Genomic DNA, 24,533 nt, shown 5'->3' on the forward strand with positions numbered 1-24,533 from the left:
TCACCGTGTGCCCTGGGCTTCTGACTGGTCAGGTCGTGACTGGTCACGCGCTAGGCGTGGACGTCGATGTCGTGATCGCCGTAGGTGACGAGTTCGTGCGGCGCGAGGGGGATCGGCTTGAGCAGGTCCTCGACGGTCTGGTCGCCGATGCGCACGGTCAGGTTCTGGACCGTGAGCACCCCGGGCACCGCCGCGAGCAGTCCGGACAGCCTGGCGGGCAGGAACCACTGTTGGAACCGGGCGCGTCGTCGTTCGCCCTCCCACTGGAGCGGGGCGAGGAAGGCGTTCACGGCGGACTTCGCCCGCTCGCACACCACGTCCCTGCGGTCCTGCCGCTCCACGACCAGGGTCGCCTCCACCGTGATCACGACGAAGGCGGGCGCCCGCACGTAGAGTTCGGTGGCCACCAACCGGTGCGGTTCGAGGTGCGCGCAGACGGCCGCGACCAGGTCGTGGCCGGGTTTCGGTTGTCGGTCGTCGGTGTCGGCGACGATCACCACGGTCACCGCGCCGGGGACCTTCTCCCCTGGGTGCTCGGGGTGGGTCAGGGGCAGGGCGACCGCGTCGGCCACACCGGGCACGGCGCGGGCCAGTGCCGCGTAGTCCTCGGCCGTGACGGCGCGCTGCTGGTGCCGCAGGAGGGCCGGCGCCTCCCGTTTCAGGTCGGCCAGCGACTGCTGGTCGGCCCCGCCGGTGGCCGACCGCGGATTGGTGACCGCGTCGACGCCGGGCAGTTCGGACAGCAGGGTGGTGATCGCCCCGGCGGGGACGTTCCCGGCCGCGCCTCCGCCATGTCGGTAGGTGACGGCGATGATCTCGGCGCCCACCGGCGGAATCCGTCCCCGCCGGCCGTCGCCGAAGGACACCGTCCCCCTTGCACCGTCCACTGTGTAGTGTCGGTCTCCCGGCTTCGAGGCCAGGAAGTCGTCGACGCGCCGCCAGGGCGCGCGCGGTTCGGCGGCCGGGTCGAGGTCCAGCTCGGGGTCGGTGCGGACCTCGATCTCGACGCTGCTGGCGGCGACGGGCGAGTGCAGCAGCCGGTAGGACTCGTCGGGGTGCCCCTCGCTCTGCCCGAGCAGCTCGTCGCGGACGGTGACGAGGTTGTGCACCGTCGCCGTGTTCGGCGTGATGCCCTCGATCTCCGGCTCGCGCCCCTTCGGGTAGCGACCACCAGCGAGCCGGCACCGCACCCAGTAGCGCGGCCCGATCCCCTCGACGGCCCGGGTGGGCCGGATCGCCCCCGGACCCTCCACCGTGAGGTAGCCCTCGACGGTGAGCTGGGCCGTGGCGTCGGTCAGGACGGGCAGCGGGCGCCACCAGGTCTCGTCCTCCCTGCCCCAGTACTCCCACACCAGCCGCACGTCCGGCGCGACGGCCGCGACCGGGGCGGAGCACCGGCGGGCGAGGCCGGCCCGGACCGAGGGCGGCAGGGTCACGTGGAGGCGCAGCCGGGCGGGGAAGCGACCGGCGGCGTTGTCCGGCGCCCCGGGCGGTGGGGAGAAGCCGAGGTACAGGGCGTTGCCCACACGGGGGATCCAGCCGAGGGGCCGGAACGCGCCCGGTTGGCGCACGCCCTCGGTCAGGACGGCGACGCGGCTGCGCCCGTCCACCACGACGATGTCGGTGAGCGCGTGCGGGACGAGGTCGCACTCCTCGTCGCACTCGAAGACCACGAGGGCGTCGCCCGCCGTGGCGGCGACCTGCGTGCCCGCCGGCACGACGACCCGTTCGGCCTGCGGGTTGGGGGTGAAGGTCACCTCGGCGCGCGCGGGGAGGGCGGGGCGCGGGCGCAGCCCCACCAGCTCCAGGAACTTCAGGTAGGCCCGGTCAGGGACCTGGTTGAGCTCGTAGAGCATCGTCTCGGTCAGCCACGCGAACAGCTCGACCAGGGTCACCCCGGGGTCACTGGGGTTGAGGTCCGTCCACTCAGGACAGAAGCGGCGGATGCGGCGGTGGGCCTCGGCGACCAGGTCCGCGTAGGTCCGCCGGTCCAGCTTCGGCGTCTCCAGCGTCACACCGCGCTCCCTCCGACGCCGGTGGCGGCGCCCTCGCTCAGGAAGAAGGGGTAGACCACGTTGTGCGTGGTGTTGTCGGACCGGACGCGGTAGCTGACCCGCACCAGCAGGCAGTCCCGCGTGTCCGCCGGCACCTCCGTGGCCACGTCGAGCACGTCGACGCGGGGTTCCCACAGGGTCAGCGCGGTCCTGACCTTCTCGGCCACGACACCGTGCAGCAGGACGGTGTTGGGTTCGAAGAGCAGGTCGTGGACGCCGCAGCCGAAGTCGGGCCGCATCTGCCGCTCGCCGAGCCTCGTGGACAGGATGAGCCAGATGCTCTGCCGCACCTTCTCGGCTCCGGAGGACCGGCGCAGTCCCCCGCCGGGTCCCGGTCGGATGGGGAAGGCCAGCCCCTGGCCGAGGATGTCGCCGTCCACGTCGCCTCACCCGCCGATCCGCACCGTGCTGACGGCGATCACCCGACCGACCGGGAGGTCGACGGGGTCGTTGCAGGTCATGACCAGGTCGCCGGCGCGCACGGCGGGCTTGCCGTTGATCCGGACGGTGAGGCTGCCGAGGATGACCCGGCCCTGGTTCGTGGGTGGCTTGACGAACGTGCCGCCCTGCGGGATGTGCGGCGGGATGTTGGTCGCCGTGCTGCCGAGGATCGCCGCGGGGCGTCGTTCGATCCGCACGTTGCGGGAGAGCTGGCCGAGCAGCATCCCGTTGAACGGGTGCGGCACGGGGACGGGTGGCGTGGTGCCCGGCGGCTGGATCAGGTGTGTGTCCAGCGCGGTCACCCGGTCGCCGAGCTTGGCCGCGGGCTTGCCCATGGTCGGTCCCCTCTCGCGTTCGCCTGGTGCGGTGGGTCCTCGGTCTGTCGTCGCCAGTCCTCGGTCTGCGCGGCGTCCGTGGACGACGCGCTCAGTTGATGTCCACGGTGGCGCCCCGGATGGTCAGCCCGGTGCCGGCGGACAGCGACAGCCCGAGCCGGGAGCTGACCTTGACGGACGTCCCGCCACCGACCTCCACGGTGCGCTGGCCGTTGATCTTCACGGTGGTTGTGGCGTTCAGCTCGATGGTCTTGGCCGAGAGCCGGATGGTGCCGGAGGGCGCGGAGATCTCCACGTCACCCTCGGTCGCCTCGATCCGGACCTTCCTGCGCGCGCTGTCGATGGTCACCCGGCGCTTCGCGCTCCGGTCAACGATCTCGATCTTCTCCTTGCCCCTGGTGTCGTCGAACCGGATGACGTGGCCGCTGCGGGAGGTGATGAACCGCCAGTTGTTCTCCGACGGTTTGCCGTCGTCGGGCGGCGGCGGGTCCGGCGCGCTCCACACGCTGCCGAGGACGTAGGGCGCGCGCAGGTCCCCCTGGAGGAAGCCGACCAGCACCTCGTCGCCCTTCTCCGGTCGGAACACCGCGCCGCGGTGCTTGCCCGCCATGAGGGTCACCAGGCGGGCCCAGTCGCTGCGGGCGTCGCCGAGTTCCGGGTAGCTCACCTTGACCCGGCCCAGTTTCTCCGGGTCGTTGAGGTCGACGACGACGCCGACGAGCAGTCCGTGGTCCGCCATGTGCTGTCCCCTCAACTCTCGCGACGACACTCGAAGGAGGTCCGGTAGCCGGAGTCGTTCTGGACGTGCCGGGTGCCGGTGGCGAAGTAGGTCCCGTCGAAGCGCCGGCCGAGGCCGTCGATCCGCAGCTTGCTGCCGGCGCGGAGGTCGGGAAGGCCGACGGTGGACCCGCTGGCCTGGATCATGTCGTGGGCGATGTCGCGCAGCCGGTCCTGGGCGATCCGGTTCGCCTCCTGCTCGTTGGCCACGACCACGGAGGTGACCTCGGCCCGTTGGGCGAAGGCGCGTTCCACCTCCTGGTCGGCGTGGCCGCCGATGTCGGCGCGCCGCGCCGTGGCCTTGATCTTCTTCTTCAGGCGTCGGTCCCACGCGTGGACGACGACCTGGTTGACCTGTCGGGCGATCGTCAACGTGGGCTCGAACTCCAGCAGGGACTTCCCCCAGGTCAGGCGGTAGGCGACCCGGCGGAGAGCGGCCGACGGCTCGAAGTGCAGCACGCTGCGGCCGGACCGCTGTTCCTCCTCGACCCACAGGTCGTAGCCGATCCTGCGGGCGCGGTCGAGCAGGAACACGATGTCGTACTCGTTGTCCTGGAGCAGGTACGGGTAGGGCTGTTCGTTCCTCGGCGCGGTGTGGACCTGGACGCCGAGCCGGTCGCCGATCTGCTTGGCGATCTGGCTGTCGGTCTTCTTCTCGTACACCACGGTCTGTTGCCGGTCGCGGAAGCGGTGCAGCACGTTGAGCGCGGTGACCGCGAGCGTGGGCTGGCCGGTGGCGGGGAAGCTGGGGCGCAGCGAGGTGATCTCCCCGGTCATCAGCCGGCGCAGCCCGGCCCCGCCCCGGTAGCCCATCCACAGCTCCAGCTTCCGCCCGGGCAGGAAGGTCGCGCCGTCGCTGTACTTGAACGCGCGTGTGCGGGCGTCCCAGTTGTTGACGGTGAAGGTGAAGCTGTCGATCTGGCTGATCCCGTCGGCGTAGCTGACGTCGATCACGTCGTGCAGCACGTCCCTGGCCATCCGCCGGCCCGGCGGGTTGACCTCGAAGGTCGGGACGTAGAAGTCCTGGCCGGGGTAGATCGGTTGGGCCGAGCTGGTCATGGCGCGCTCCCGGGGGCCAGTGGCGGGATCTCCAGCACGGTGCCGGGGCGCGGGCGGCGGGGGTCGACGCCGGGGTTGCGGTCGGCGATCGCCCGCCACGCGCGGGGGTCGTCGTACTCCCTGGCGGCGATCGTGGCCAGGGTCTCCCCCCGGCGCACCGCCCTGACCTTGGTGTGGTCCGGCGACTGAAGCTTCAGCTCCGCGAGCTGCCGTTCCAACGTCTTGTACTCGCGCATCGCCAGCGTGACCGTGGCGCGCAACGGGATGCCGCTGGGGCTGAACAACGTGAACCGCTGCTGGACCTGCTCGGCGATCGCGGTGAAGGACAGGCCCTTGCCCCAGGTGACGCGGAACCGGGGCGGGGCGTGGGTGGCCGGCTGGATCTTGACGAGCTGGTAGACCTGCCGGGTCAGGGTGCGCACGTCGGTGGCCTTCTCCCCCATGCCGGTGGCGGTGGTGTCGAACAGCAGCTCCAGCGTCAGCCGCTCGTCCTGGCCCCTGACGAACTGGAGGACGGGCGAGTCGACGCCGGGGATGCCGATCTCGGCGAGCTGCGCGCCCTTGACCAGGGTGTAGTCGGTGGGGTTGAACTGGGCGACGAACCGGTCGGACAGGCCTCGGGCCCGGTCGACCGCGGCCTTGTCCAACACCTCGAAATGGATCTTGGTCAGGCTCATCGCGTCCTCACCGGGCGATCGGGTCGCTCGGCATCGCGTCGCGGCGCAACGCGGTCTCCTCGGCCAGTCGCGCGGCCTCTCGCTGGTCCCTGGCCAGCCGGGCGCTGACCAGGTCCACCAGCTCGTCAAGCTGCGCCTTCGTCCACCGCGTGCCCGCGTCGAGGTGGACCCGGCTGGTCAGGTTCTCGATGTGCAGCGGCATGCGGCGTCAGCTCCTCCGCTCCAGGCCCTCGTGGGCCAGCTCGATCGTCTCGACCGCCACCTGGTTCCGCGTGGCGTCCAGCTCCGGCCCGGTCCAGCTCACGGGGAACGCCCTGCGGAAGTGCCAGGAGGCCACCACGCGGCTCCCGTCGGCGTCGTGGACCAGGATGGTGCCGTTGCGCCGGCGGACCAGGCCCTTGGCCAGCTCGCCGTACCAGTCCCACAGCACGCGGTCGGCCACCCCGCGCCGGAGCTGGATGTTGCTCTGCCTGGTGCGCACGGGCAGCTTGTGCACGTAGGTGTTGACGCCGCCCTCGGCGTAGTCCTGCACCTCGGTCTCCATCCGCAGCCCGCCGCACTCGCTGAAGCCGGCCACGGTGATCTCGTCGACGCGGACCTCGAACCGGAACGCGACGAACGGGTACCGGGACCGGCCCAGCTCAACCACGGCCGCTCCCCGGTTCCTCGACCTGCACGCCCGCCGGGGTGCGCACCACCCTGAGCACCACGAACTCCGCCGGCGCCGGGAGGTTGACCTCGACGAGGCAGGTCAGCCGCCCCTCGGCCAGCTCGCGGTCGGGGTTGACCTCGGCGTCGCACCGCACCCGGTACGCCTCCTCGCGGGTGCCCCCGGCCAGCCGCCCCGACCGCCAGACGTCCTCCAGGACCCCGCTGACCACCCGTTCCAGCTCGCCGCGCAGGTTGGGCGAGTTCGGCTCGAACACCGTCCACGCGGTGTCCGCGGTGATCTGCTTCTCCAGCGCGAGCATGAGCCGCCGGACGTTGAGGTGCCGCCACTCGGAGTCGGCGTCCGCCAGGGTCCGCGCGCCCAGCACACGGACCCCCTGGGTCGACCGGATCACGTTGACTCCCCTGCTGTTGAGGGAGCCGTGGGTGTCGTCGTCCACAGAGGACGTCGTGTCGACCGCGAGGCGGAGCACCTCGCCGGCGGGCGCCCGGTGCACGCCCATCGTCCGGTCGGTCCGCGCGCACAGCCCGGCCACGTGACCGCTGGGCGGAACGGCCGTGGTGTCGGCGCCCCGGCTCCTCGGGTCCAGCACGACCAACCACGGGTGGTACAGGGCGCCGTAGGCGCTTCGGAACTGGCGACGCCAGGCCATCACGTCGTTCGGTGTCAGCACCGCCCCGCACTCGGGCGACGGCGGCGCGTCCAGCAGGGCCACGCGGTCGGCGCGTCGCTCGCAGTGGCGCAGCACCGCGTGCTGGAGTTCGGCGACCTCCCGCGCGGTGAACGCCGCCGGCGGCTCACCACCATCCACAGTGGAGAAACGAGTTACCGGGGCGAGCGCGCCGCACAGGTCACGTGGCGTCCGTGGTCGACGCACGGGGGTGGCGCGGCGGGGCCAGCAGTCGGGCACGCTCACGAGCGCGACGTCGTCAACGTTCGTCAACGCGCCGAGCCCCCAGTTCTCCGTCTCCGACGTGAAGTGCTCGGGGCGCAGCGTGGACAACCCGTCAGCGCCGCCGGAGAGCCGGCCGTTCCCCGGCAGTGGCGGCGGCGCGTCCTCCGGTGGGCGGGACCAGGCCACGGTGACCAGGCGGGACCCGGTGACCGGATCGTTGAGCGCGCGCTCGGGGTCCCGTCCTCCCACGGCGTCCGCCCGGACCGACAACCCGTGCCACACCTCGACGACCTCGCCGAACCGGAGGGTGAGGGTGAACCGCTCGGGGCCGACCGGGCCGACCCGGTACTCCACGCGGTTCCCCCAGCCGCCGGGGCTGCTGGCCCGCAGCGTCAGTCCGGCGATCCCGTCGGAGCCCGGCAGGGACGCGGTGGCCATGGCGGCGGTCACCGGGTCGGCGACCCGCACCACCCAGCACTGGCTGCCGCCGTTGGCGAAGAACCCCTCGACCGCGTAGGCGAGGTGGGCGTGCGCCAGGTGCCCGCCGAACACACCCCGGAACTGGTCCCAGCCGTCCACCCGCACCGCCCGGTGCAGCGGACCGCGCTCGGCGATCCCCACGAAACCCGCGACGTCCGTCCGCACCGCGGCCCGGGACTGCGGCGCGGCGTCCAGCCACTCCAGACGGACACCGGGCGCGCGGTGGGTCCCGAGCGGGGCACCCCCGGTGGGGGCGGACCGGCGGGCCGGGGCGGTCACTTGGCCCCCTGTTCGAGCTCCAGGCTCTCCACAGCCAGCACCAGCTCCTCGACGGCCACCTCGTTCGTCGTGCCGCTGAGCGTGGGCGCCGCGTACCGCTTGGGCCAGGCGTTGGTGAACTTCCACCGCAGCGCGGGCTTGCCCGCCTCGTCGTTGAGCACGATGTGCCCGCTGCGGCGCACCACCTTCCCCTGGAGCACCGCCCGCCGCCACTCCCACAGCTCGCGGTTGGTGGTGTAGCCGCGTTTGAGGGTGATGTCGCCGAACTTCTTCAGCCCGGGGATCTTCACCACGGCCGCGTCCATGGTGCCCTCGCGGTACTCGATCACGTCCTGCTCGGTGTTGGCGCCGCTGCACTCGGAGAACCCGTGCGACCCTGACAACCCGTCGATGTCGAGGGTGAAGTTGAACGCGGCGTACGGATCGTTGCGTTGGCCGGTGGGCATCGCCGTTCCTCCTCACTCACCGCCCGGCTCAGGCGGCGGCCTCGGCGGTCTTCTGGGAGAAGCGCAGGATCACGAACTCGGCCGGTCGCACCGGCGCCATGCCGACCAGACAGATCAGGCGGCCGTTGTTGATGTCGTCGTCGGTCATGGTGGAGCGGTCGCACCGCACGAAGTACGCCTCCTGTTTGGAGGTGCCCATCAGCGCCCCGTCACGCCACACCCGTTCCAGGAACGTGTCGATGGTGCGGCGCACCCGCGCCCAGGTGGGGTCGGAGTTCGGCTCGAAGACCACCCACTGGAGTCCCTTGTCGACGGACTCCTCGACGAAGGTGAACAGCCGGCGGACGTTGATGTAACGCCATTCCGCGTTGTCGGAGATGGTGCGCGCGCCCCAGACCCGCACTCCCCGTCCCGTCGACCGGAAGTCGCGGATCACGTTGATCCCCAACGGGTTCAGGATCGCCTGCTGTCCCTGGCTGACCGTGAACTCCAGTGGTCCCTCTCCGGGGCGGATGTCGCTGGTGAGGATGCCGCGGACCTCGTAGTTGGCCGGAGCCTTGTGGACGCCGCGCGTCACGTCGTTGTAGGCGTAGACGCCGGCGACGAAGCCACTGGGCGGCACGAGCACCGGCTGGCGGCTGGTGGGGTCGAGGACGCGCAGGTGGGGATAGTAGATGGCGGCGTAGTCCGACCTCGCCGGCACCTGGATCGCCGGATTGGCCGTGATGTTGGACTGGCCGGGCTCGATGTCGAGGACCGCGAACCGGTCGCGCAGGTCGCGGCACTGCCGGAGCATCTTGTTGACCACGGTGGTCCGGTCGGCCTTGTTCGGCAGGAGCACGGTGTTCACGGCGTCGGGCACCGCGAGGATGGCGACCTCGTCGATGGTGGCGAGCGCGCCGAGGCCGGTGAACCTGTCGGGTGTGCGGTCCTTGGTGCCCTCGAACTCCTCGGCCGTCAACGGATCCTCGCCGTCGTTACCGTCCACGAGCGGCCTGGGCTCGGGCTTCTCGGGAATGGTCGGCAGGCCGGGTGTCGGCGTGGGCCATTCCAGGGACACCAGGTACGAGGAGGCGTTGACCACGGTGCTGGCGAACCGGCTGTCCTTGGGGTCCGCGCTCAGGTCGTCGAACTCCTCGGTCACGTCGGGCGGGTTCTTGCGGATGTCCAGCGGCGGCTCGATCACCCGGTCCCGGTAGTAGTAGATCGTGAGCCGGAACTTCTTCTCGCCGCCCATGCTGGGTTTGCTCACCTGGACCCAGATCCGGTTGCCGTAGGCGCCGGGGCCGACGGCGCGGACCTTCGGCGCGCCGTCCCCTTCCAGGGTCAGCTCGGCCCTGGCCGCGTTCTTCCGCGTGATCCGGGCGACGTAGACCCGCTGGCCACCGTTGGCGAAGAAACCCTGCACGGAGAGGGGAAGGACGGACACGCGTGGGGGGACGATGTCCCCGTACCAGCGTTGGTACTCCAACCAGGACGTGACGAGGGTGGCCTGGAGGGGACCGCGCTCGGTCAACCCGACGAAGCCGGCGGTGCTGGTCCCCACCCCCTCGATGGGCACGACGTCGCCACGGACCTCCTCGACGTAGGTGCCGGGAGCGAGGTACTCGGGCATCGGAACTCCTCAGGCAGTAGTCGTCAGCAGTCGGCAGTAGTCGGCAGTAGTCGCGGTGTCTGACCCGGACGCGGGGTCGGGCGCTGTGTCGGACTCGATGTCGGGCGCTGTGTCGGGCGCGGGCGTGGGCACGGGGTGTGGTCCGCCGCGCGTGGTCGTGTCGCGCCAGGGTCTGTGCGGGGCCTAGTCCACGGGCTCGACGTCAGCGACGTCGGGCGGCGCCGGGACACGGGTCGTGTACTTCGCCGTGGCCTCCCAGACGATCGGGTGCTCCTCGAACCGGGTGCTGTCGATCCGGACCACCCTGGCCAGGTAGCTCACCGACAGCCGGTAGGGCTCGTGCAGCGCCTCCCAGATCCTGGTGAGGTCTCCCAGGTCCGGTCGGCCGAGGAGGACCTGGATCTCGTCGACCACCTGGTTGTCCTCGTCGTCGATGCGCAGGACGGCGTTGTCGTTGAGGATCTGCATGGTCCGCCCCAACACGACCTGGTCGCTCCACGCGGCCCCGGTCATCGGCGTGACGAGGTAGTGCAGGTTCAGCGCGAGAGGAGGGAACTGACGTCGCGTCGGCTCCTCGGGGACGACGGGGTGGTTGCGCACGAACTCGTCCTCGCTGACCCGGTACAGCCACAGCGACACCTTGTTGGCGGCGTCCTTGGCCGCGCGGGCGGGGTCGTCGAGCACGATCTCCGTCTCGCTCAGCACCACCCCGCGGAGCACGGTGTCGCCCTGGCACGCGCGGTAGATCAGCTCCTGGAGTTTCCTGGTGACCGCGTACAGGGCGAGGGCGCCGCTCACGTCGTGTCTCCGCCGCCCTCCTCCGTCTCAGCGCCGCGGTCCTGCCGCCCGCGCGTGTCCTGGTCGGCCCCCTCCTCGTCGATCTGCCTCATGCGCTGGTCGAGGTCGCGGATCTCCCGTTCGATCGCGGCCTTCCGCTCCTCGTCGTCCGTCGCGTGATACTCGCCCTCCAGCTCACGCTTGCGGGTCTCGGCCGCTCGGCGTTCCTCGCGCAGCGCCTCACGCCGCTGTTCGCGGTCCCTGGCCTGCGCGTCGTCCTGGTGGGACTGGTCGTCGGGCCGTCGCCCGGTGTCCGAAGAGGACCCGCCGTTGGCCGGGGCCTCCCCCTCGGGGGGCGGGACGGGCGTGGCCAGGTGCTTCTTCCAGCGACGGCGCACCTCGCCCAGCGGATCGGTGCGCCATCCGCTGGGCTTGCCGTCGAGGAGCACCGTCAGCTCCTCCACCTTGGCCTCGGCCTCGCGGCAGGCCTTGTTCTGCTCCCACACCCCTTGCTGCGCCTCGTAGACCACACCCCACTGGTTGATCAGGTCGACACAGAAGTAGTCGGGCTCCGGGTAGGCGTCGAGCAGTCCCTGGTGGCGGCGCAGGATCTCCTTGCAGTGCAGGTAGGCCTCGACCGCGTCGTTCTTGGTCATGGCGTCGTACATGCCCTTGTGCAACTTCTCCAGCTCGGTCAGGGGAGCCTTCGAGTTCGCCTCGGTGGCCAGCATGTTCTGGAACGTGCCCTTCTCGGCCGCGAGGTACTCGTCGGCTTCGCGCTTCTGGGACCGGGCGACCTTCAGCTCGATCTTCGCGGTTTCCAGGTCGTCCGCCTTGTCCGCGACGTCTTTCGCGAACTTCTCGAACAACTTGTACAGCTCGTGCGCCCTGGACTTCCCGAGACTCTCCTGCACCTTCTTGGCCAGGCAGAGCAGCTTCTTGTCGGCGTCGCAGTGCGCCTGTTCGACCTTGCTCCGAGGATTGGCGGCCCGGTAGCTGTCGCAGGCCTTTTTGATCTCGTCCCGGTTCTTCCCGAGATCGGCGATGGCGACGCCGACCTCCTTCAGGTCGGTCTGGAGGCCGGTGACGAGGACCTTGTCCTTGGCCTCCCGCTCCCGCAGCTTCTGGAGTTCGGACTCGGGATCGACACGGGGCGGAGGAGGTGGGGGGCAGGGATGCGGTTTGTCCTGGGTCTGCACGGTTTCGGTCATCGTCGTCTCCCATGCCGTGACGGTGATCCTCCCCTCCACCTAACGGCGTCCCCGCCCCTCGGAGCAATGAACCCTCGGGTTCATTCCTGGACCGACCGATCCGGATCGTCCGCGTGCGCCGCCGGCCGTGACGCCGGCGCGGCCGGGAGCCGACCTGGTTCTCCTCCGGGGAGAGGACCCCGGTCCTCCCCTCCCTCGGGACCAGATCCCGTGCGGGCGGAGGGGGCGGAACGTCCTGAGTGGAGGGTGCCGGCCCTGGAGCGGTGCCGAAGGTGGGAGCCGGTGCCGGAGGGCGGCGCCAGGCTCGGTGGCGCCAGGAGACCGCCGCGGCCGAACCGCGCGGAAACGCCGATCTAGGCCCAGGCCCTGGCCAGCCCCACGACCTCGGTGCGCCGGCGGACGCCGAGCTTCTCCAGGATGTTGTGGACGTGGTTCTTCACCGTGCACAGTTCGATCCCCAGCTCGCGGGCGATCTCCCTGTTGGCCATCCCCGCCGAGATCAGGTCGACGATCTCCCGTTCCCTCCTGGTCAGCGACGCCGCCGACCGAGTGGGTTGACGCTCCCTGGTCAGGGTGGCCACCCTGCGCATGAGCACGGCGGCCATCTGCGGCGAGCACACCGCCTCACCCCGGGCCACGTGGCGCAGGGTGGCCACCAGGTCGACGAGCGAGCCGTCCCGGGGCACGTACCCGACGACCCCGGCCTCGGCGCAGGCCAGCACGTCGCTCTCGGTCTCCGGCACGGCGAGCCCGACGATCTTCGCGGAGGGGACCAGGCGCGTGAGGGCGCGGGCGGTCTCCGCGCTCTCCCGCATGGACATGTCGAGCAACGCGATGTCGGGGCGGAACTCGCGCGCGCCGGCCAGCGCCTCCTGGCAGCTTCCCGCTCCGGCGACCGCGGCGACCTCCGGTCGGTTGCCGAGCGCCGCCACGAGACCCTCCCGGTACAGGCAGACCCCGGTGACCACGAACACGCGCAACAGTGGACGTTCCTCGGTGGGACTGGACGACAGGACCCGCATCGGTGACTGACCTCCCGTTCACCGACCTGCCCTCACGTGACTCCCCCGGGGTCCGGTCCGGGCGGTCTGGATCGACGTTCGACGGCACCTCGTGCATACCGCACCCCGAGCGCCACCGGACCCGTTCGGGCGGTCACATCACTCGACAGAACGGTTCCGGCACGAAAGATCGCCGACTGAACTTGATCTTTCGGGGAGAGCGCACTAAAGAGGCCGCCGGGGAGGGCGCGCACCTCCGTCAGTGGAGCAGCTTGAGCCCGGCGACGCCGGCGACGATCAACACCAGGCACACGATCCGTCCCACGGAGGCGGGCTCGCCCAACGCGACCATGCCGTACACGGCGGCGCCGATCGCGCCGATCCCGACCCACACCGCGTAGCCCGTGCCCACCGGCACGGTCCGCAGCGCGTACCCGAGACCCACCATGCTGATCAGGAGAGCGACGCCGAACACCACGCTCGGCACCAGCCTCGACAACCCGTGGGACGCGCTGAGCGCCGCGGCCCACACCGTTTCGAACACACCAGAGACGACGAGGACCAGCCACGCCATGACGACCTCCGCAGCAATGCGACCACATCACCGCGTCGTCTTCGCGTAACCGGGTACGACGCACTCGTCCGGGGCCGTGGAACCACGACCGAGACCCAACGTAGCACGTGGCGCACCGACATCCGCGCGGCCGAGAACGACAGGTGGGGCCGACGGGTTCGCGCGTGGTTCGCGAGGCTGGGGCTACCCGGTGGTCTGCCAGTCCACGGCTGTGGGGCGGTCACCTTCCGTGGTGAGGTACTCGATCACGGCCGCTTCCACCGCCGGGAACGGGACCTCGGCGTGAGGGGGGGGGAACTCGGTGTCAGCCGAGATGTAGTTGTAGATCACCGGGGCGGGACTGGTCGGCGTCGGACTCTTGCTGTCCACGCCGTGGGGCGGGGTGTCCTCTCCGGCGTAGTGCAGGACGCCCTTGTCGCCGTCGATTCCGACGCTGAGTTCCGATTTCCACGGGTCCTCGGCGACGACCACGGTCAGCAGCACAGGGTTTTTCCGCCCGGGTAGGCGTCCCTGACCACGGCGAGGAGCGCGCGCACCTCGTCCGGTGTCGTCACGGTGACGGGGTTGTCGGCGTGCTCGGCCTTGTAGTGAACGTTCAGCGCCTGCGCCACGGTGGTGTAGCCCCTCCCCCAGTAGGTCTTGACGAAGTTGTTCGGCCCGGACACGGTCGGTGTGCGCCCCTCGGAAAGCAGCACCGGAACCAGTTCGTCACGGCCGCAGGGGCTGGGACAAGGCGAATTGTTGATCACTACCGGGCCGGCCGTATCCCGTGATCGCGCATGGAGGCCCCCGACTTCATCGCCATGCGTTCCCGTGCTTTCGGGGACGACGAGGCGGGAGTGGTCGGCCCCCGTGCCGCCACCCCCGCCTCGTCACCTCTGCCCGTCAGCCCTGGAGGACGGGTCCGAGGACGCGACGCGGTTCCCCCGACGAAACCTCCGGACTTCCCCTGGCCGGCCCCGACCCGGCCCCTGGGGCGTGTCCCCGTCGCTGTATCCAGATTGGCTCGGCCGGCGGCGGCGCGCCGTGGACGAAAGTCCCGAGCTGCTGACCGGAAGTCCCGGCCACTCCGCGGGGGCGCGCCACCGCCGTCTCGTGGTCCCGGTCCCCGTGGCGGCCGCTACTCCGTGGCCCCGTAGACCGGGGTGCGGGACAGGTCGACCCTCGGCGGGGGAAGCCGGAGGTTGGCGATCTCCATCCGGGCCCTGCCGCCGTCGGCGTCGAGCTGCTTCACCCATCCCCACTTCGTGAAGAAGTCCGTGAGGTCCCTGCCGGAGATCTCGCACGCGGCGGTCATGAAGAAGCGCTGCCGGTCGAGGTCGGAGGCCTCGGGGTCCTGTCGGCGCGCGGCCCTGTGGATCTCCTGGTAGAACCCGTCGCCGAAGGCCACCCGGAGCTGCTCGAACATGACGAGGCGCTCCAGGGCGTACCAGTAGTAGTCGTCGTCATCGACGGGTTCCTTGTTGAAGTCCAGGTTCTCCGTGCGCACCTTCTCCAGGAACGCCTTGGCGTTCTCCCACTCCTGGAGGGTGCCGTGCTCGGGACCGGGACCCTCGCCGAGGAAGCGCCGTTGCACGGCCAGCGAGTGGACGTTGACGAAGACCTCCTGGATGGCCGGCCAGTCCATGGTGCTGAGCTGGTGGTGGTGGCCGATCTCGTGCCAGCCGCCCCAGTACTCCCGCAGCCCCTCGACGGTGAGGAACGAGCGGGCGCTGTCCGGCGGGAAGCTGACGACCTTGTCGCTGGCGTAGGGAAAGCCGGGCTTCTGGGCGGCTTCGACCACGGAGTGCCGCAACGGGGTCGGCGTGTCGGCGGGTGTCGACCCGTCGAGGCCACTGATCGCCTCTTCGGCGCCCACGATCTCGTCGTAGGTCGCCAGCAGGGCGCCGGGGCTCGTCTCGGCGTGCGCGCGGAAGGTGGAGGTGCGCGCGGTCACGATCACCCGCTCACTCAGGAGCTGCGCGTAGGGCGCCTCGGTCCGGTCGATCATGGCGCGCCACTCGCGCTCGTCACTCTGGCCCAGCACGTAGAGCGGAAGCGGCTCCGCCGCCTCGTCGAACCGGAGCGTGACGCGCGGGATCGCGCGGTCGAACAAGCCCTTCTCCGTCACGTAGCGCACTGACAGGACGCCGCCGTGAGGGTCGCTCAGCGTGGTGGTGCCCTCGCCAAGGGCATACGTCCGCGCGGAGTGAGGTTCCTGCTCCGGAGAGTCGTGCTCCACCAGGCCGGGGACGCCGACCATGAGTTCCAGCTTGGTCCCCTTCCCGACGCCGGGGGGATGCGCGGTCACCGTCAGGGAGCGGTTCGGTGGCAGGTAGAAGCCGGTGGGCTGGAAGTCGGCCCGCTGGAGCGACATCCGGAGCCGGCGCAGTTCCGACTCGGCGGACGGCAGCGCCGGCAGGGTCAGTGTGTGGGTGCGGGCCGAGGGGGGACTCGCCGCGGGGTGGAGAGGTGTGTGTTCCGCCGCGATGGTCGCCCCCGGCGACGCGGCGGCAGCGGTGGTCGGAAGCAACAAGCCCGCCACGCTGATCAGCAACACGATCAGTCGTCGACGCGGACGGATACCGGCGCGGGACAGTCTCACCTGTCGTCACCCCCGTGGGAAGAGCGGCTGCCTGGGGTCCTGCGCAAGGCAGTCTCACCAACCTCCGCACGGGTCGCCGGGGCCAGCCGGGGATCGACCACTGATCGAGCCAGGGATGCCGCCCCTCAGAGTGACCTTGGTCAGCCGGTCCGGGCGGACCGGCCCCGCGCGGCAGCGCCTCCGCCGTGGCGGAGTGGGCGGGGGACGGCAGCGCGGGGTTCGCGGCGTCGGCGCTCGGGGTGGCGTGGGGCGCCCTCGTGCTGCGGCGGGCGACTCGGAGTGCTGTTTTCTCCGGCCTCAGTGGGTTGTTTCCTTCGAGGTGCCGTTTCCTTCCGTCAGGGACGCCTGTTTCCGGGCAGGGCGACTCTCAGTGGTGGGAAACCCAGTAGGTCTCGACGAACCAGTCGGTGGCCGATGTCGGGCCAGGACACCAGGCGACGGAGTCCTCGGAGCCGGCGTGCCTCCACGGTCCGGTGTAGTACTCGCCGTCGGTGCAACGTACGACCGCGCGGTAGTCGTACCTGGTTCCGCCGCAGTAGGCCCAGGAGCCGACTTCCCGGTGGTGGGAGTGGGAACGGTCGGAGTAGACGAACCCTCCTCGGCATTCCGAGGGGTGGTCTCCTCCTGCGAGCGCCGGGCCGGCGCCCAGCAGACCGGTCACGGCTCCCACGGCGGCCACGACCAGAAAGCGCCACGAAGACCGCATGACGGGGCCCTCCAACTTCTTCCGGTGGGACGGGAAACGCGTTCGCCCCACACGCTCCGCCCGACCCACCCGTCTGGGCAACCTTCCTGCCACCATCGGGTGTCCTGTTTTCACGGCCTGTGAAAGTGTGCTTCTGGAACGGAACGACTTCTGTTTCCCCCACGACCGTTCGGGCACTGATGTGAGTGCTCATTGTTGCCCGTGCCAGCATTCAGCCAGTACCAGGGCCGGTGCCAGCACGATGCTCGATCGCTTGGCGCGCAAGGACTTCGTGCGCCGGGAACCGGGACGTGGACGCGCAGGCCAGGCGCCTGCTGTTCGCCGTGATCCTCGTGTGGACGCCGACCCGCTTCTGCGCGCTCGCGATGCTCACCAGAATTGACCAGAGACGCCGACCGCCCCCGACCGGACGGCGTGAGGGTTCACGTCGGCTGGTCGGGGGCGGTCAGTACGAGGTTCTTCCGCGATCAGACGTTGACGCGCTCCTGCTCGCCCGTGCCGTCCGCGCCGGACCCGCGGGCGGCGTTGCGTTCCAGAACGGCCGAGACGACGGCGAGCACCAGGGCGGACCCGGCCAGCACCGCGCCGACCCAGTTGGGCGCGGTGTAGCCGAAGCCGGCGGCGATGACGATCCCGCCGAGCCAGGCCGAGAGCGCGTTGCCGAGGTTGAACGCGCCGATGTTGAGCGCCGAGGCGAGCGTCGGCGCGCCCGCCGCCTGGTCGAGGACGCGCTTCTGCAACGGCGGGACGGTCGCGAAGCCGAGTGCCCCGATCAGGGCGATGGTGACCGCGGACGCGATCTTGTTGTGCGCGGTGAGCGTGAACAGCGCCAGCACGACGGCCAGACCGCCCAGCGACACGTACAGCATGGGCATCAGGGCGCGGTCGGCGAAGCGCCCGCCGACCAGGTTGCCGCCGACCATGCCCAGTCCGAACAGGACCAGCAGCCAGGTGACGGAGGTGTCGGCGAACCCGGCGACGTCGGTCATCATCGGCGCGATGTAGGTGATGGCGGCGAAGACCCCGCCGAAGCCGAGGACGGTCATCGCCATCGCGAGCAGCACCTGGACGTTGCGCAGGGCGGCCAGCTCGTGGCGGACCCTGACGCCCTCGGCCCGCGGCTGTTCCGGCACCAGCCAGGCGACGCCGAGCAGGCCCACCACGCCGAGCACGGCGATGAGCAGGAAGGTGACGCGCCAGCCGATCGCCTGGCCGACGAGCGTGCCCAGCGGGACGCCGACGACGTTGGCGACCGTGAGGCCGGTGAACATCATCGCGATCGCCCCGGCCCGCTTCTGGGGCGCGACCAGGTCGGCCGCGACCACCGAGCCGATGCCGAAGAAGGAGCCGTGGGCCAGCGAGGCGACGAGCCGGCCGGCGAGCATCACGCCGAACACCGGGGCGAGGGCGGAGAGCGCGTTGCCCACGACGAACAGGCCCATGAGCAGCATCAACATGCGCTTCCGGGAGACGCGGGTGCCGAGGACGGTCATCAGCGGCGCGCCGACGACGACGCCGAGGGCGTACCCGGTGACCAGGTAGCCGGCGGTGGGGATGGAGACGGCGTAGTCGGCCGCGACCTGGGGCAGCAGGCCCATGATCACGAACTCGGTGGTGCCGATTCCGAAGGCCCCGATGGCGAGGGCCAGGAGCGCGAGAGGCATCGAGGAGGACCCTTAGTGATTGCTGGAGCGGGTTACAGGTGAAGACAATAGTTGCACACGCGGATACTTGCAAGCGCCGGCTATCGCGGGTGTGCAGTATCCTGGTCGAGTCGCCGCCCGCCGCGCAGCAGGAGGAGCCATGACCACCACGGACGCCGCGCCCACCGGGCTCGCCCAGGGCTGGTGCGCCCTGTCCCTGCTGCACAACCGGATCGAGGCACACGTCGAACGCGCCCTCCAGGCGCGGCACGGCCTGAGCGTGCGCGAGTACTCCCTGCTCAACGTGCTCAGCCGCCAGCACTCGGGTGACGGAGGCCACCTGCGGATGTCCCAGGTCGCCGACGCGGTGGTGCTCAGCCAGAGCGCGACCACCCGCCTGGTCTCCCGGCTGGAGGACAGAGGGTTGCTCTCCCGCTACCTGTGCCCGACCGACCGCCGAGGCATCTACACCGACGTCACCGAGGCCGGACTGCGGCTGCTCACCGAGGCCCGCCCGACGAACGAGGCCGCGCTGCGCGAGGCCCTCGACCAGGAGGCCAGGAACCCCGAACTCGCGCCGCTGGTCAGGGCCGTCGAGTCACTGACCACCGAGTGACCCTCAGGAGGTCTCGCGGGCGGTCAGCGGACGGTCAGGAGGTCTCGCGGGCGGTCAGCGGACGGTCAGGAGGTCTCGCGGGCGGTCAGCGGACGGTCAGGAGGTCTCGCACAGGTACGTCAGCACCGCCAGCACCCGGCGGTGGACGCCGGGGGCGACGGCCAGGCCGAGCTTGTCGAACACCGAGCTTGTCGAACACGGTGCCGATGCGCTGGGCCACGGCCGCCTCGCTCACCGTCAGGCTCGCGGCGATCGCCCCGTTGCTCTGACCCCTGCGCCATCAGGTCCACCACCCGCCGTTCGCGTTCGGTGAGCCGCGCCAGGGCGGGCCGCTCCCGGTTCCGCGCGAGTAGCTGCCGCACCACCTGCGGGTCGATGACCGTGCCACCGGCCGCGACCCTGCCGCACCGCGCGGGCCAGGTCTCCACGTCGCTGGCCCGGTCCTTGAGCAGGTACCCGACACTGGCGGACTCCGCGCCGAGCAGCTCTGCGGTGTACGTCTGCTCGACGTACTGGCTGAGAACCAGTACCGGCAGGTCGGGCTGTTCCGGACGCGGCTCCAACGCCGCGCGCAGCCCCTCGTCGCTGTTGCCAGGAGGCATCCGAACCTGGGTGATCTTCGGGTCCTGCGCCAACTTCCGCGTCGCGGCCACCAGTTCCACGGCGGCGCCCACCCGCGCGACCACCTCGCGGCCGTGGAACTCCAGGATGCGCGCCAAGCCCTCCCGCACCAGCACGACGTCCTCGGCCAGCACGATGCAGGCCGGTCACGACACGACCTCGCTCTGGACGCTCACCCGCGGCACCGTCGGTCCGCCGTGCGGGCTGGCCAGTGCCGCGCGGCACGCTGACCGTGCGCCTGAAGGTCGAGCGGGGACGGTGGCGCCGGGAGGTGTGTCCACCCGGGACAAGGCTGGGCGCCGTGTCCGGCCAGCGGGAGGACGGCAGCCGGCGTACCGGCCGCAGCGCCATTGCCGAGGCGGTGACGGACGACACCAGCGTCACAGCCAGATGGCCCGTGACGATGGTGAGCAGCGAACCCAGGGCAGGGTGAGAGAAATCGTCAGCCCCACGTCGCGGAGCATCCACCAGAGCCCGCTGACGGACACCACGAACGCCGCCGTGCCCATCGCGACACCGGTCGCGATCCCCATGCCTTCCCAGAGGGTCATGCGCAGAACCGAGGGCGGAGTGATGTCGCGCCAGGGATCACCCCCACCCCCTGCGCGATCCACAGTGGACTGTCCTCTGGGGACGCTCGCGACGCCTTCCCGTCCGTGAGCCCCGACCCCCGCCCTCGGCGCGCTCGTCCGTCACTCCGCGGTCGAAGCCAGGTCCCGTTCGGCCTCCTTCAGGTCCTTGGCGGTGTCGATCGCCCGCCAGTAGCCGTCGATCGGGTACGCCGCCAGGCGCCGCGCCCTGGCCAGCTCGGGGAACGTGGAGCGCTCGTGGTCCCCCACGTCCGGCAGGAGATCCACGATCTCGGGCGAGAAGACGTAGATCCCGGCGTTGACGAAGTAGGGCGAGGGCGGGGCCTCCACGAAGTCGGTCACCCTGCCCAGCTCGTCCACGTCGACCACGCCCCACGGGATGCGCGGGCGCGCCAACGCCAGCGTGGCGACCGCGCCGCGCTCGGCGTGGTGGGCGGCCATCCGTTCCAGCGAGAACCGCGTCCAGACGTCGCCGTTGGTGGCGAACCAGGGCTGCCCGGGAAACGGGAGACGGCGGGCGGCGAACTTGAACGCCCCACCCCGGCCGAGGGGCTCCTTCTCCACCACCGTCTCCACCACCAGTGGTTGGGGCCGGGAGGTCAGGTGCTCGACCAGGACCTCCGACAGGTACCCGGCGGAGACCACCGCGTGCTCGACCCCGGCGGCGGCGAGCCAGTCGATCTGGTGGTCGATGAGGCACCTGCCCCCGACCTCGACCATGGGTTTCGGGCGGTGGTCGGTGTAGGGGCGGAGGCGGGTGCCCTGTCCCCCGGCAAGGATCACGGCCTGGCGAACGCGCGCGTCATGTGCCACGACCCCGCACCCTAGTGACCATCCGACCACTTTCTGTAACCTGCGGGCTGGGCACGGTCCGCCTCACGGGACTGTCAGCACGCCCCGCTCAATCTTGCGTGCCGCGAATACCTGCGCATCCCGCAAGTTTTGTAACTTGAGCGCGCCGGCGTGCTCACCTTCTCCAACGACCGGCTGCTCCCCATCGACCTGGCGGTCCGGGACTGGGCGCGGCGCGACGAGGCGGTCGCCGCGCGTCTCCGCAGGGTGGACGAGCGACGCATGGCGCTGCTCCACGAGACGATCAGCACGTTCTGCGCCGACCCCGACGAGGTCGAGGCCCGCGCGCTGCTCGCCTTCTGCGCGGCCATCCGCCAGCACTTCCTCGTCGCCCACCACGGCGAGCGCACCAGGGTCCAGGTGCTCCGCCGCGCCGCCGACCTGCTCCTCAACCGCCCCGCCAACCAGGAGAGCACTACCCGCGAACAGGCCTGACCATCGGGAACAGGATCGTCTCGCGGATGGGGAGGCCGGTGAACGCCATCAGCAGCCGGTCGATCCCGAGCCCCACGCCCACCACCGGGGGCATCGCGTACTCCAAGGCGTCGAGGAAGTCCTCATCCAGACTCATCGCCTCGGGGTCCCCGCCGGCCGCGAGCAACGACTGCTCGGTGAGTCGCCGCCGCTGTTCGATCGGGTCCGTCAGCTCCGAGAAGCACGTCCCCAGCTCCATCCCGAACCCGATCAGATCCCACTTCTCGGCCAGCGCCGGGTTCTCCCGGTGCGGACGCGCCAGTGGGGACGTCTCCACCGGGTAGTCCCGCACGAACGTGGGCTGGACGAGGGTGTGCTCCACCAGGTGTTCGAACAGCTCCGTGACCAGTTTTCCCGACCCCCACGGGGTTTCCCAGTCGAGGCCGACCGCGTCGGCGTGCCGGCGGAGTTCGTCGACCCCCGTGGCGGTGGTGATCTCCTCCCCCAACGCCGCCGACACCGCGCCGTGCACCGTCACCTGCCGCCAGTCCTCGGCGAGGTCGATCTCCCCGTGGTCGGCCGTGGGGACCACCGTCGTGCCGAGGACGGCGACCGCGGCGTCCCGAACGAGCTGCTGCGTGATCAGCACGCCGTCGTCGTAGTCGCCGTACGCCTGGTAGAACTCCAGCATCGTGAACTCGGGGTTGTGCGTGGAGTCCGCGCCCTCGTTGCGGAAGTTCCGGTTCAGCTCGAACACCCGCTCCAGACCGCCGACCAGGCACCGCTTGAGGTACAGCTCGGGCGCGATCCGCAACGAGAGGTCGAGGTCGTAGGCGTTGATGTGGGTGGTGAACGGCCGCGCGTTCGCTCCACCGTGGACGGTGTGCAGCATCGGGGTCTCGACCTCCACGAACCCCCGCGCGTAGAGGCCGGCCCGCAGGGTGCGCAGCAGTTCCGACCGCGCCATCACCACGCGGCGCGCGTCCCTGTTGGTGATCAGATCGAGGTGGCGGCGGCGCACCCGCGCCTCCGGGTCGGTCAGCCCGAGGTGCTTCTCGGGCAACGGCCGCAGGCACTTCGACGTCAACGCCCAGCGGTCGACCATGATCGACAGCTCACCCCGGCGCGAGCTGACCACCTCGCCCTCGACGCCCACGTGGTCGCCGAGGTCCACGTCCGACTTCCAGTCGGCCAGCCGCCGCGCGCCCACCCCGTCGAGGGCGAGCATCACCTGGATCTCCCCGGAGGCGTCCCTGAGCGTCGCGAAGCACAACCTCCCGCTGTTCCGCGACAACATCACGCGACCGGCGACGGCCACGCGGTCGCCGGTCGTCGAGTCCGGCGCGAGGCCCTCGTGTTTGGCGCGCACCTCTCCGATCGTCGCCGTCCTGGCGAAGCCCGCCGGGTACGGGTCCACCCCGGACGCCCGCAGCCGCTCCACCTTGGCCAGGCGCACCCGCACCTGCTCGGGAGCCTCGGGAAGATCACGCGCATCGACCGTCATGAACACGGAGAGTAGCGAAGGTCGGGCCTGGCGATGTCAGGGACACGGGTTCAGCGCGTGATCTTCTGAGTGGCTCGCGCTCGGCAATTGCGTGATGTTGACGGCGCATCAGACGGCGGCGGGTGGGCGGCCTCAGGTCTGACGGTGGCGCTGGTAGTGGCGGGCGACGCGGACGCGGTTGCCGCAACGGGCGGCCGAGCACCAGCGGCGCCGTGGGTGTGCGGGCAGGAACAACATCACGCAGTCCTCGGCCTCACACTGGCGAACCTTGGTGACCTCCGGGCCGGAGAGCAGTTCGGCGGCGGCTTCGGCGAGCGCGGCCACGAGTTGCGCTCCCACCGGCCCGGTGCGCCGGCGGACGGCGTTGGTTGTTCCGTCCCATGTCAGTTCGAGGATCGCGGGTGCGGCGCGTTGGGCCTGGTTGAGCGCCTGGAGATCAGCCTCGGGCGGCCGGCCACCGTGTCGGGCGAACTCCAGCGCGGTCGCCGTGTGCTGGCGGACGGCGCGCACGGAGGTCAGGTCCGCGTCGGTGAGTTCGGCCGTGCGCGTCCCCACGTCCGGGAGCCGGTCGGCCTCCAGGGTCACCCAGGCCCTCAGCTCGTCCAGGGTGGTGAGCAGATCACCGATCGACGGATGGGTGTTGACCAGGTCCAGGGCCAGCGGCTCTCCGGTCATGGGCACGAGACCACTCATGGCCTAATGGTACTTCACGGGGTTGACGCATTAGGTTGATCGCTGTTAGACCTCGTCCGTCCTCCCCCGTCCAAGGAGTTGGCCGTGATCCCTCCGATCGCCCGCACCGCACATCGCCACATCGACGTCGACGGCGTCCGCGTCTTCTACCGGGAGTCCCTCCCCGAGCGACCCGACGCGCCCGTGCTGCTGCTCCTGCACGGGTTCCCGTCCGCCTCCCACCAGTTCCGCCGCCTCATCGACGTGCTCGGGTCCCGCTACCGCCTCGTGGCCCCGGACTACCCCGGCTTCGGTCACACGGAGGCGCCGAGCGACTTCGTGTACACGTTCGACCGCGTCGCCGAGGTCACGCGGGGCTTCGTCGAGCGCCTCGGGCTGGACCGGTTCGTCATGTACGTCTTCGACTACGGCGCGCCGGTCGGCTTCCGCCTGGCCGAACACCACCCCGAGCGGATCGCGGGCCTGATCGTCCAGAACGGCAACGCCTACGAGGAGGGGCTGTCGGAGGCCGCGCGCGCGTTCGTCGCCCTGCGACCGGACACCCCGGGCGCCGAGGACGTCGTCCGCGGCCTGATGACGCTCGACGGAACGCGCTCCCAGTACCAGGGCGGCGTCGCCGATCCCGAACTCCTCACCCCCGACAGTTGGACGCTCGACCAGTACTTCCTCGACCTCCCCGGCCGTCAGAAGGCGCAGGTGGCCCTGGCGCTCGACTACCACACCAACGTCGAGCGGTACGGCCGGTGGCAGGCGTGGCTGCGCGAGCACACCCCGCCCACGCTGATCACCTGGGGCGGCAACGACGCGTTCTTCCCCGAACCCGGGGCCCGCGCCTACCTCCGCGACCTGCCCGAGGCCGAACTCCACGTCTTCGACACCGGCCACTTCGCCCTGGAGGAGCACCTGCCCGAGATCGCGCCGCTCGTCGCCGACTTCCTCGACCGCGTCTGGCACTGAGGGCGCCGATCGAGGCTGACGATGCTCGGTAATCCGGATGGGGCGCGGACGCGCCGCGCCCC

At 70.9% G+C, this 24,533-nt stretch carries 28 protein-coding genes and 1 riboswitch; of the genes, 3 read left to right on the plus strand and 25 right to left on the minus strand.

Annotation, left to right across the window (positions count from 1 at the left end; all coding sequences use genetic code 11):
- Positions 1–50: 50 nt before the first annotated feature.
- The 20 genes from LX15_RS04245 to LX15_RS04340 all read right to left on the minus strand — a co-directional run bounded on the left by LX15_RS04245 (position 51) and on the right by LX15_RS04340 (position 18,245).
- Positions 51–2,015 carry a putative baseplate assembly protein gene (locus LX15_RS04245; protein WP_253668141.1) on the minus strand — a complete coding sequence of 655 codons (1,965 nt, stop codon included), beginning with the start codon at positions 2,013–2,015 and terminating at the stop codon, positions 51–53.
- Complete coding sequence (locus LX15_RS04250; RefSeq protein WP_253668142.1) at positions 2,012–2,434, minus strand: GPW/gp25 family protein; 423 nt, start codon at positions 2,432–2,434, stop codon at positions 2,012–2,014. Before LX15_RS04250 ends, LX15_RS04245 begins: the two co-directional genes overlap by 4 nt.
- Positions 2,435–2,440: 6 nt before the next feature.
- Positions 2,441–2,830, minus strand: a complete 390-nt coding sequence (locus LX15_RS04255) for a PAAR domain-containing protein (RefSeq protein WP_253668143.1) — start codon at positions 2,828–2,830, stop codon at positions 2,441–2,443.
- A 91-nt stretch (positions 2,831–2,921) separates the two neighbouring features.
- Positions 2,922–3,569 (minus strand): phage baseplate assembly protein V, encoded by a 648-nt coding sequence (locus tag LX15_RS04260; protein WP_253668144.1) that lies wholly within the window; start codon positions 3,567–3,569, stop codon positions 2,922–2,924.
- Positions 3,570–3,580: 11 nt separating this feature from the next.
- Positions 3,581–4,666: a phage late control D family protein gene (locus LX15_RS04265; RefSeq protein ID WP_253668145.1), complete on the minus strand. Its 1,086-nt coding sequence runs from the start codon at positions 4,664–4,666 to the stop codon at positions 3,581–3,583.
- The gene (locus LX15_RS04270) at positions 4,663–5,343 is read right to left on the minus strand and encodes a CIS tube protein (RefSeq protein WP_253668146.1); all 681 of its coding nucleotides are present in this window, start codon (positions 5,341–5,343) and stop codon (positions 4,663–4,665) included. The genes LX15_RS04265 and LX15_RS04270 overlap by 4 nt, the downstream gene beginning before the upstream one ends.
- A 7-nt stretch (positions 5,344–5,350) precedes the next feature.
- Complete coding sequence (locus LX15_RS04275; protein ID WP_253668147.1) at positions 5,351–5,545, minus strand: hypothetical protein; 195 nt, start codon at positions 5,543–5,545, stop codon at positions 5,351–5,353.
- Between the two features lie 6 nt (positions 5,546–5,551).
- Positions 5,552–5,992 (minus strand): phage tail protein, encoded by a 441-nt coding sequence (locus LX15_RS04280; protein WP_253668148.1) that lies wholly within the window; start codon positions 5,990–5,992, stop codon positions 5,552–5,554.
- Complete coding sequence (locus LX15_RS04285; protein WP_253668149.1) at positions 5,985–7,667, minus strand: phage tail sheath family protein; 1,683 nt, start codon at positions 7,665–7,667, stop codon at positions 5,985–5,987. The genes LX15_RS04280 and LX15_RS04285 overlap by 8 nt, the downstream gene beginning before the upstream one ends.
- Complete coding sequence (locus LX15_RS04290; RefSeq protein WP_253668150.1) at positions 7,664–8,113, minus strand: phage tail protein; 450 nt, start codon at positions 8,111–8,113, stop codon at positions 7,664–7,666. Before LX15_RS04290 ends, LX15_RS04285 begins: the two co-directional genes overlap by 4 nt.
- A 28-nt stretch (positions 8,114–8,141) precedes the next feature.
- Positions 8,142–9,728, minus strand: a complete 1,587-nt coding sequence (locus LX15_RS04295; protein WP_253668151.1) for a phage tail sheath family protein — start codon at positions 9,726–9,728, stop codon at positions 8,142–8,144.
- 183 nt (positions 9,729–9,911) lie between these two features.
- Positions 9,912–10,526 carry a Pvc16 family protein gene (locus LX15_RS04300; protein ID WP_253668152.1) on the minus strand — a complete coding sequence of 205 codons (615 nt, stop codon included), beginning with the start codon at positions 10,524–10,526 and terminating at the stop codon, positions 9,912–9,914.
- Entirely contained in the window at positions 10,523–11,716 is a 1,194-nt protein-coding gene (locus LX15_RS04305) for a hypothetical protein (RefSeq protein WP_253668153.1), read from the minus strand. The genes LX15_RS04300 and LX15_RS04305 overlap by 4 nt, the downstream gene beginning before the upstream one ends.
- Before the next feature lie 353 nt (positions 11,717–12,069).
- The gene (locus LX15_RS04310) at positions 12,070–12,738 is read right to left on the minus strand and encodes a LuxR C-terminal-related transcriptional regulator (RefSeq protein WP_253668154.1); all 669 of its coding nucleotides are present in this window, start codon (positions 12,736–12,738) and stop codon (positions 12,070–12,072) included.
- Between the two features lie 238 nt (positions 12,739–12,976).
- Complete coding sequence (locus LX15_RS04315; RefSeq protein WP_253668155.1) at positions 12,977–13,291, minus strand: DMT family transporter; 315 nt, start codon at positions 13,289–13,291, stop codon at positions 12,977–12,979.
- A 29-nt stretch (positions 13,292–13,320) separates the two neighbouring features.
- Positions 13,321–13,384, minus strand: a riboswitch (guanidine-III (ykkC-III) riboswitch).
- Between the two features lie 90 nt (positions 13,385–13,474).
- Positions 13,475–13,774 carry an Imm1 family immunity protein gene (locus LX15_RS04320; RefSeq protein WP_253668156.1) on the minus strand — a complete coding sequence of 100 codons (300 nt, stop codon included), beginning with the start codon at positions 13,772–13,774 and terminating at the stop codon, positions 13,475–13,477.
- Positions 13,765–13,986: a hypothetical protein gene (locus LX15_RS04325; protein ID WP_253668157.1), complete on the minus strand. Its 222-nt coding sequence runs from the start codon at positions 13,984–13,986 to the stop codon at positions 13,765–13,767. Before LX15_RS04325 ends, LX15_RS04320 begins: the two co-directional genes overlap by 10 nt.
- Positions 13,987–14,411: 425 nt before the next feature.
- Complete coding sequence (locus LX15_RS04330; protein WP_253668158.1) at positions 14,412–15,875, minus strand: M60 family metallopeptidase; 1,464 nt, start codon at positions 15,873–15,875, stop codon at positions 14,412–14,414.
- Positions 15,876–16,242: 367 nt separating this feature from the next.
- Positions 16,243–16,581, minus strand: coding sequence for a hypothetical protein (locus LX15_RS04335; RefSeq protein WP_253668159.1), 339 nt, complete (start codon positions 16,579–16,581; stop codon positions 16,243–16,245).
- Between the two features lie 467 nt (positions 16,582–17,048).
- Positions 17,049–18,245, minus strand: a complete 1,197-nt coding sequence (locus tag LX15_RS04340) for an MFS transporter (protein ID WP_253668160.1) — start codon at positions 18,243–18,245, stop codon at positions 17,049–17,051.
- A gap of 139 nt (positions 18,246–18,384) precedes the next feature.
- Here LX15_RS04340 and LX15_RS04345 point away from each other — a divergent pair, with 139 nt between their 5' ends.
- The gene (locus tag LX15_RS04345; protein ID WP_253668161.1) at positions 18,385–18,840 is read left to right on the plus strand and encodes a MarR family winged helix-turn-helix transcriptional regulator; all 456 of its coding nucleotides are present in this window, start codon (positions 18,385–18,387) and stop codon (positions 18,838–18,840) included.
- Between the two features lie 119 nt (positions 18,841–18,959).
- On the opposite strand, the gene LX15_RS04350 is transcribed toward LX15_RS04345, so the two are convergent.
- The 3 genes from LX15_RS04350 to LX15_RS04360 form a co-directional block, all read right to left on the minus strand.
- Positions 18,960–19,595, minus strand: coding sequence for a response regulator (locus LX15_RS04350; RefSeq protein ID WP_253668162.1), 636 nt, complete (start codon positions 19,593–19,595; stop codon positions 18,960–18,962).
- Between the two features lie 246 nt (positions 19,596–19,841).
- A complete protein-coding gene (locus LX15_RS04355; RefSeq protein ID WP_253668163.1) occupies positions 19,842–20,012 on the minus strand; it encodes a hypothetical protein in 171 nt (56 codons plus the stop codon).
- Positions 20,013–20,153: 141 nt separating this feature from the next.
- The gene (locus LX15_RS04360) at positions 20,154–20,864 is read right to left on the minus strand and encodes a nucleotidyltransferase family protein (protein ID WP_253668164.1); all 711 of its coding nucleotides are present in this window, start codon (positions 20,862–20,864) and stop codon (positions 20,154–20,156) included.
- 150 nt (positions 20,865–21,014) lie between these two features.
- On the opposite strand from LX15_RS04360, the gene LX15_RS04365 reads away from it, so the two are divergent.
- Positions 21,015–21,338: a hypothetical protein gene (locus LX15_RS04365; protein ID WP_253668165.1), complete on the plus strand. Its 324-nt coding sequence runs from the start codon at positions 21,015–21,017 to the stop codon at positions 21,336–21,338.
- On the opposite strand, the gene lysX is transcribed toward LX15_RS04365, so the two are convergent.
- Together lysX and LX15_RS04375 are read right to left on the minus strand one after the other, a co-directional pair.
- Positions 21,319–22,821 (minus strand): bifunctional lysylphosphatidylglycerol synthetase/lysine--tRNA ligase LysX, encoded by a 1,503-nt coding sequence (lysX, locus tag LX15_RS04370; RefSeq protein WP_253668166.1) that lies wholly within the window; start codon positions 22,819–22,821, stop codon positions 21,319–21,321. The genes LX15_RS04365 and lysX overlap by 20 nt on opposite strands.
- A gap of 132 nt (positions 22,822–22,953) precedes the next feature.
- Entirely contained in the window at positions 22,954–23,514 is a 561-nt protein-coding gene (locus LX15_RS04375) for a CGNR zinc finger domain-containing protein (protein ID WP_253668167.1), read from the minus strand.
- An 84-nt stretch (positions 23,515–23,598) separates the two neighbouring features.
- Between LX15_RS04375 and LX15_RS04380 the strand changes: the two genes are divergently transcribed.
- Positions 23,599–24,471 carry an alpha/beta fold hydrolase gene (locus LX15_RS04380; protein ID WP_253668168.1) on the plus strand — a complete coding sequence of 291 codons (873 nt, stop codon included), beginning with the start codon at positions 23,599–23,601 and terminating at the stop codon, positions 24,469–24,471.
- Positions 24,472–24,533 lie beyond the last annotated feature (62 nt).

Source organism: Streptoalloteichus tenebrarius, assembly GCF_024171885.1.
GTDB classification, from domain to species: Bacteria; Actinomycetota; Actinomycetes; order Mycobacteriales; family Pseudonocardiaceae; genus Streptoalloteichus; species Streptoalloteichus tenebrarius.

Bases quoted from the DNA above. Each gene is read 5' to 3' on its own strand.
- LX15_RS04315 (WP_253668155.1), bottom strand. From the start codon at position 13,291: ATGGCGTGGCTGGTCCTCGTCGTCTCTGGTGTGTTCGAAACGGTGTGG.
- LX15_RS04355 (WP_253668163.1), bottom strand. From the start codon at position 20,012: ATGACCCTCTGGGAAGGCATGGGGATCGCGACCGGTGTCGCGATGGGC.
- LX15_RS04335 (WP_253668159.1), bottom strand. From the start codon at position 16,581: ATGCGGTCTTCGTGGCGCTTTCTGGTCGTGGCCGCCGTGGGAGCCGTG.
- LX15_RS04270 (WP_253668146.1), bottom strand. From the start codon at position 5,343: ATGAGCCTGACCAAGATCCATTTCGAGGTGTTGGACAAGGCCGCGGTC.
- LX15_RS04290 (WP_253668150.1), bottom strand. From the start codon at position 8,113: ATGCCCACCGGCCAACGCAACGATCCGTACGCCGCGTTCAACTTCACC.
- LX15_RS04375 (WP_253668167.1), bottom strand. From the start codon at position 23,514: ATGAGTGGTCTCGTGCCCATGACCGGAGAGCCGCTGGCCCTGGACCTG.
- LX15_RS04260 (WP_253668144.1), bottom strand. From the start codon at position 3,569: ATGGCGGACCACGGACTGCTCGTCGGCGTCGTCGTCGACCTCAACGAC.
- LX15_RS04255 (WP_253668143.1), bottom strand. From the start codon at position 2,830: ATGGGCAAGCCCGCGGCCAAGCTCGGCGACCGGGTGACCGCGCTGGAC.
- LX15_RS04265 (WP_253668145.1), bottom strand. From the start codon at position 4,666: ATGACCAGCTCGGCCCAACCGATCTACCCCGGCCAGGACTTCTACGTC.
- LX15_RS04295 (WP_253668151.1), bottom strand. From the start codon at position 9,728: ATGCCCGAGTACCTCGCTCCCGGCACCTACGTCGAGGAGGTCCGTGGC.
- LX15_RS04345 (WP_253668161.1), top strand. From the start codon at position 18,385: ATGACCACCACGGACGCCGCGCCCACCGGGCTCGCCCAGGGCTGGTGC.
- LX15_RS04310 (WP_253668154.1), bottom strand. From the start codon at position 12,738: ATGCGGGTCCTGTCGTCCAGTCCCACCGAGGAACGTCCACTGTTGCGC.
- LX15_RS04340 (WP_253668160.1), bottom strand. From the start codon at position 18,245: ATGCCTCTCGCGCTCCTGGCCCTCGCCATCGGGGCCTTCGGAATCGGC.
- lysX (WP_253668166.1), bottom strand. From the start codon at position 22,821: ATGACGGTCGATGCGCGTGATCTTCCCGAGGCTCCCGAGCAGGTGCGG.
- LX15_RS04275 (WP_253668147.1), bottom strand. From the start codon at position 5,545: ATGCCGCTGCACATCGAGAACCTGACCAGCCGGGTCCACCTCGACGCG.
- LX15_RS04305 (WP_253668153.1), bottom strand. From the start codon at position 11,716: ATGACCGAAACCGTGCAGACCCAGGACAAACCGCATCCCTGCCCCCCA.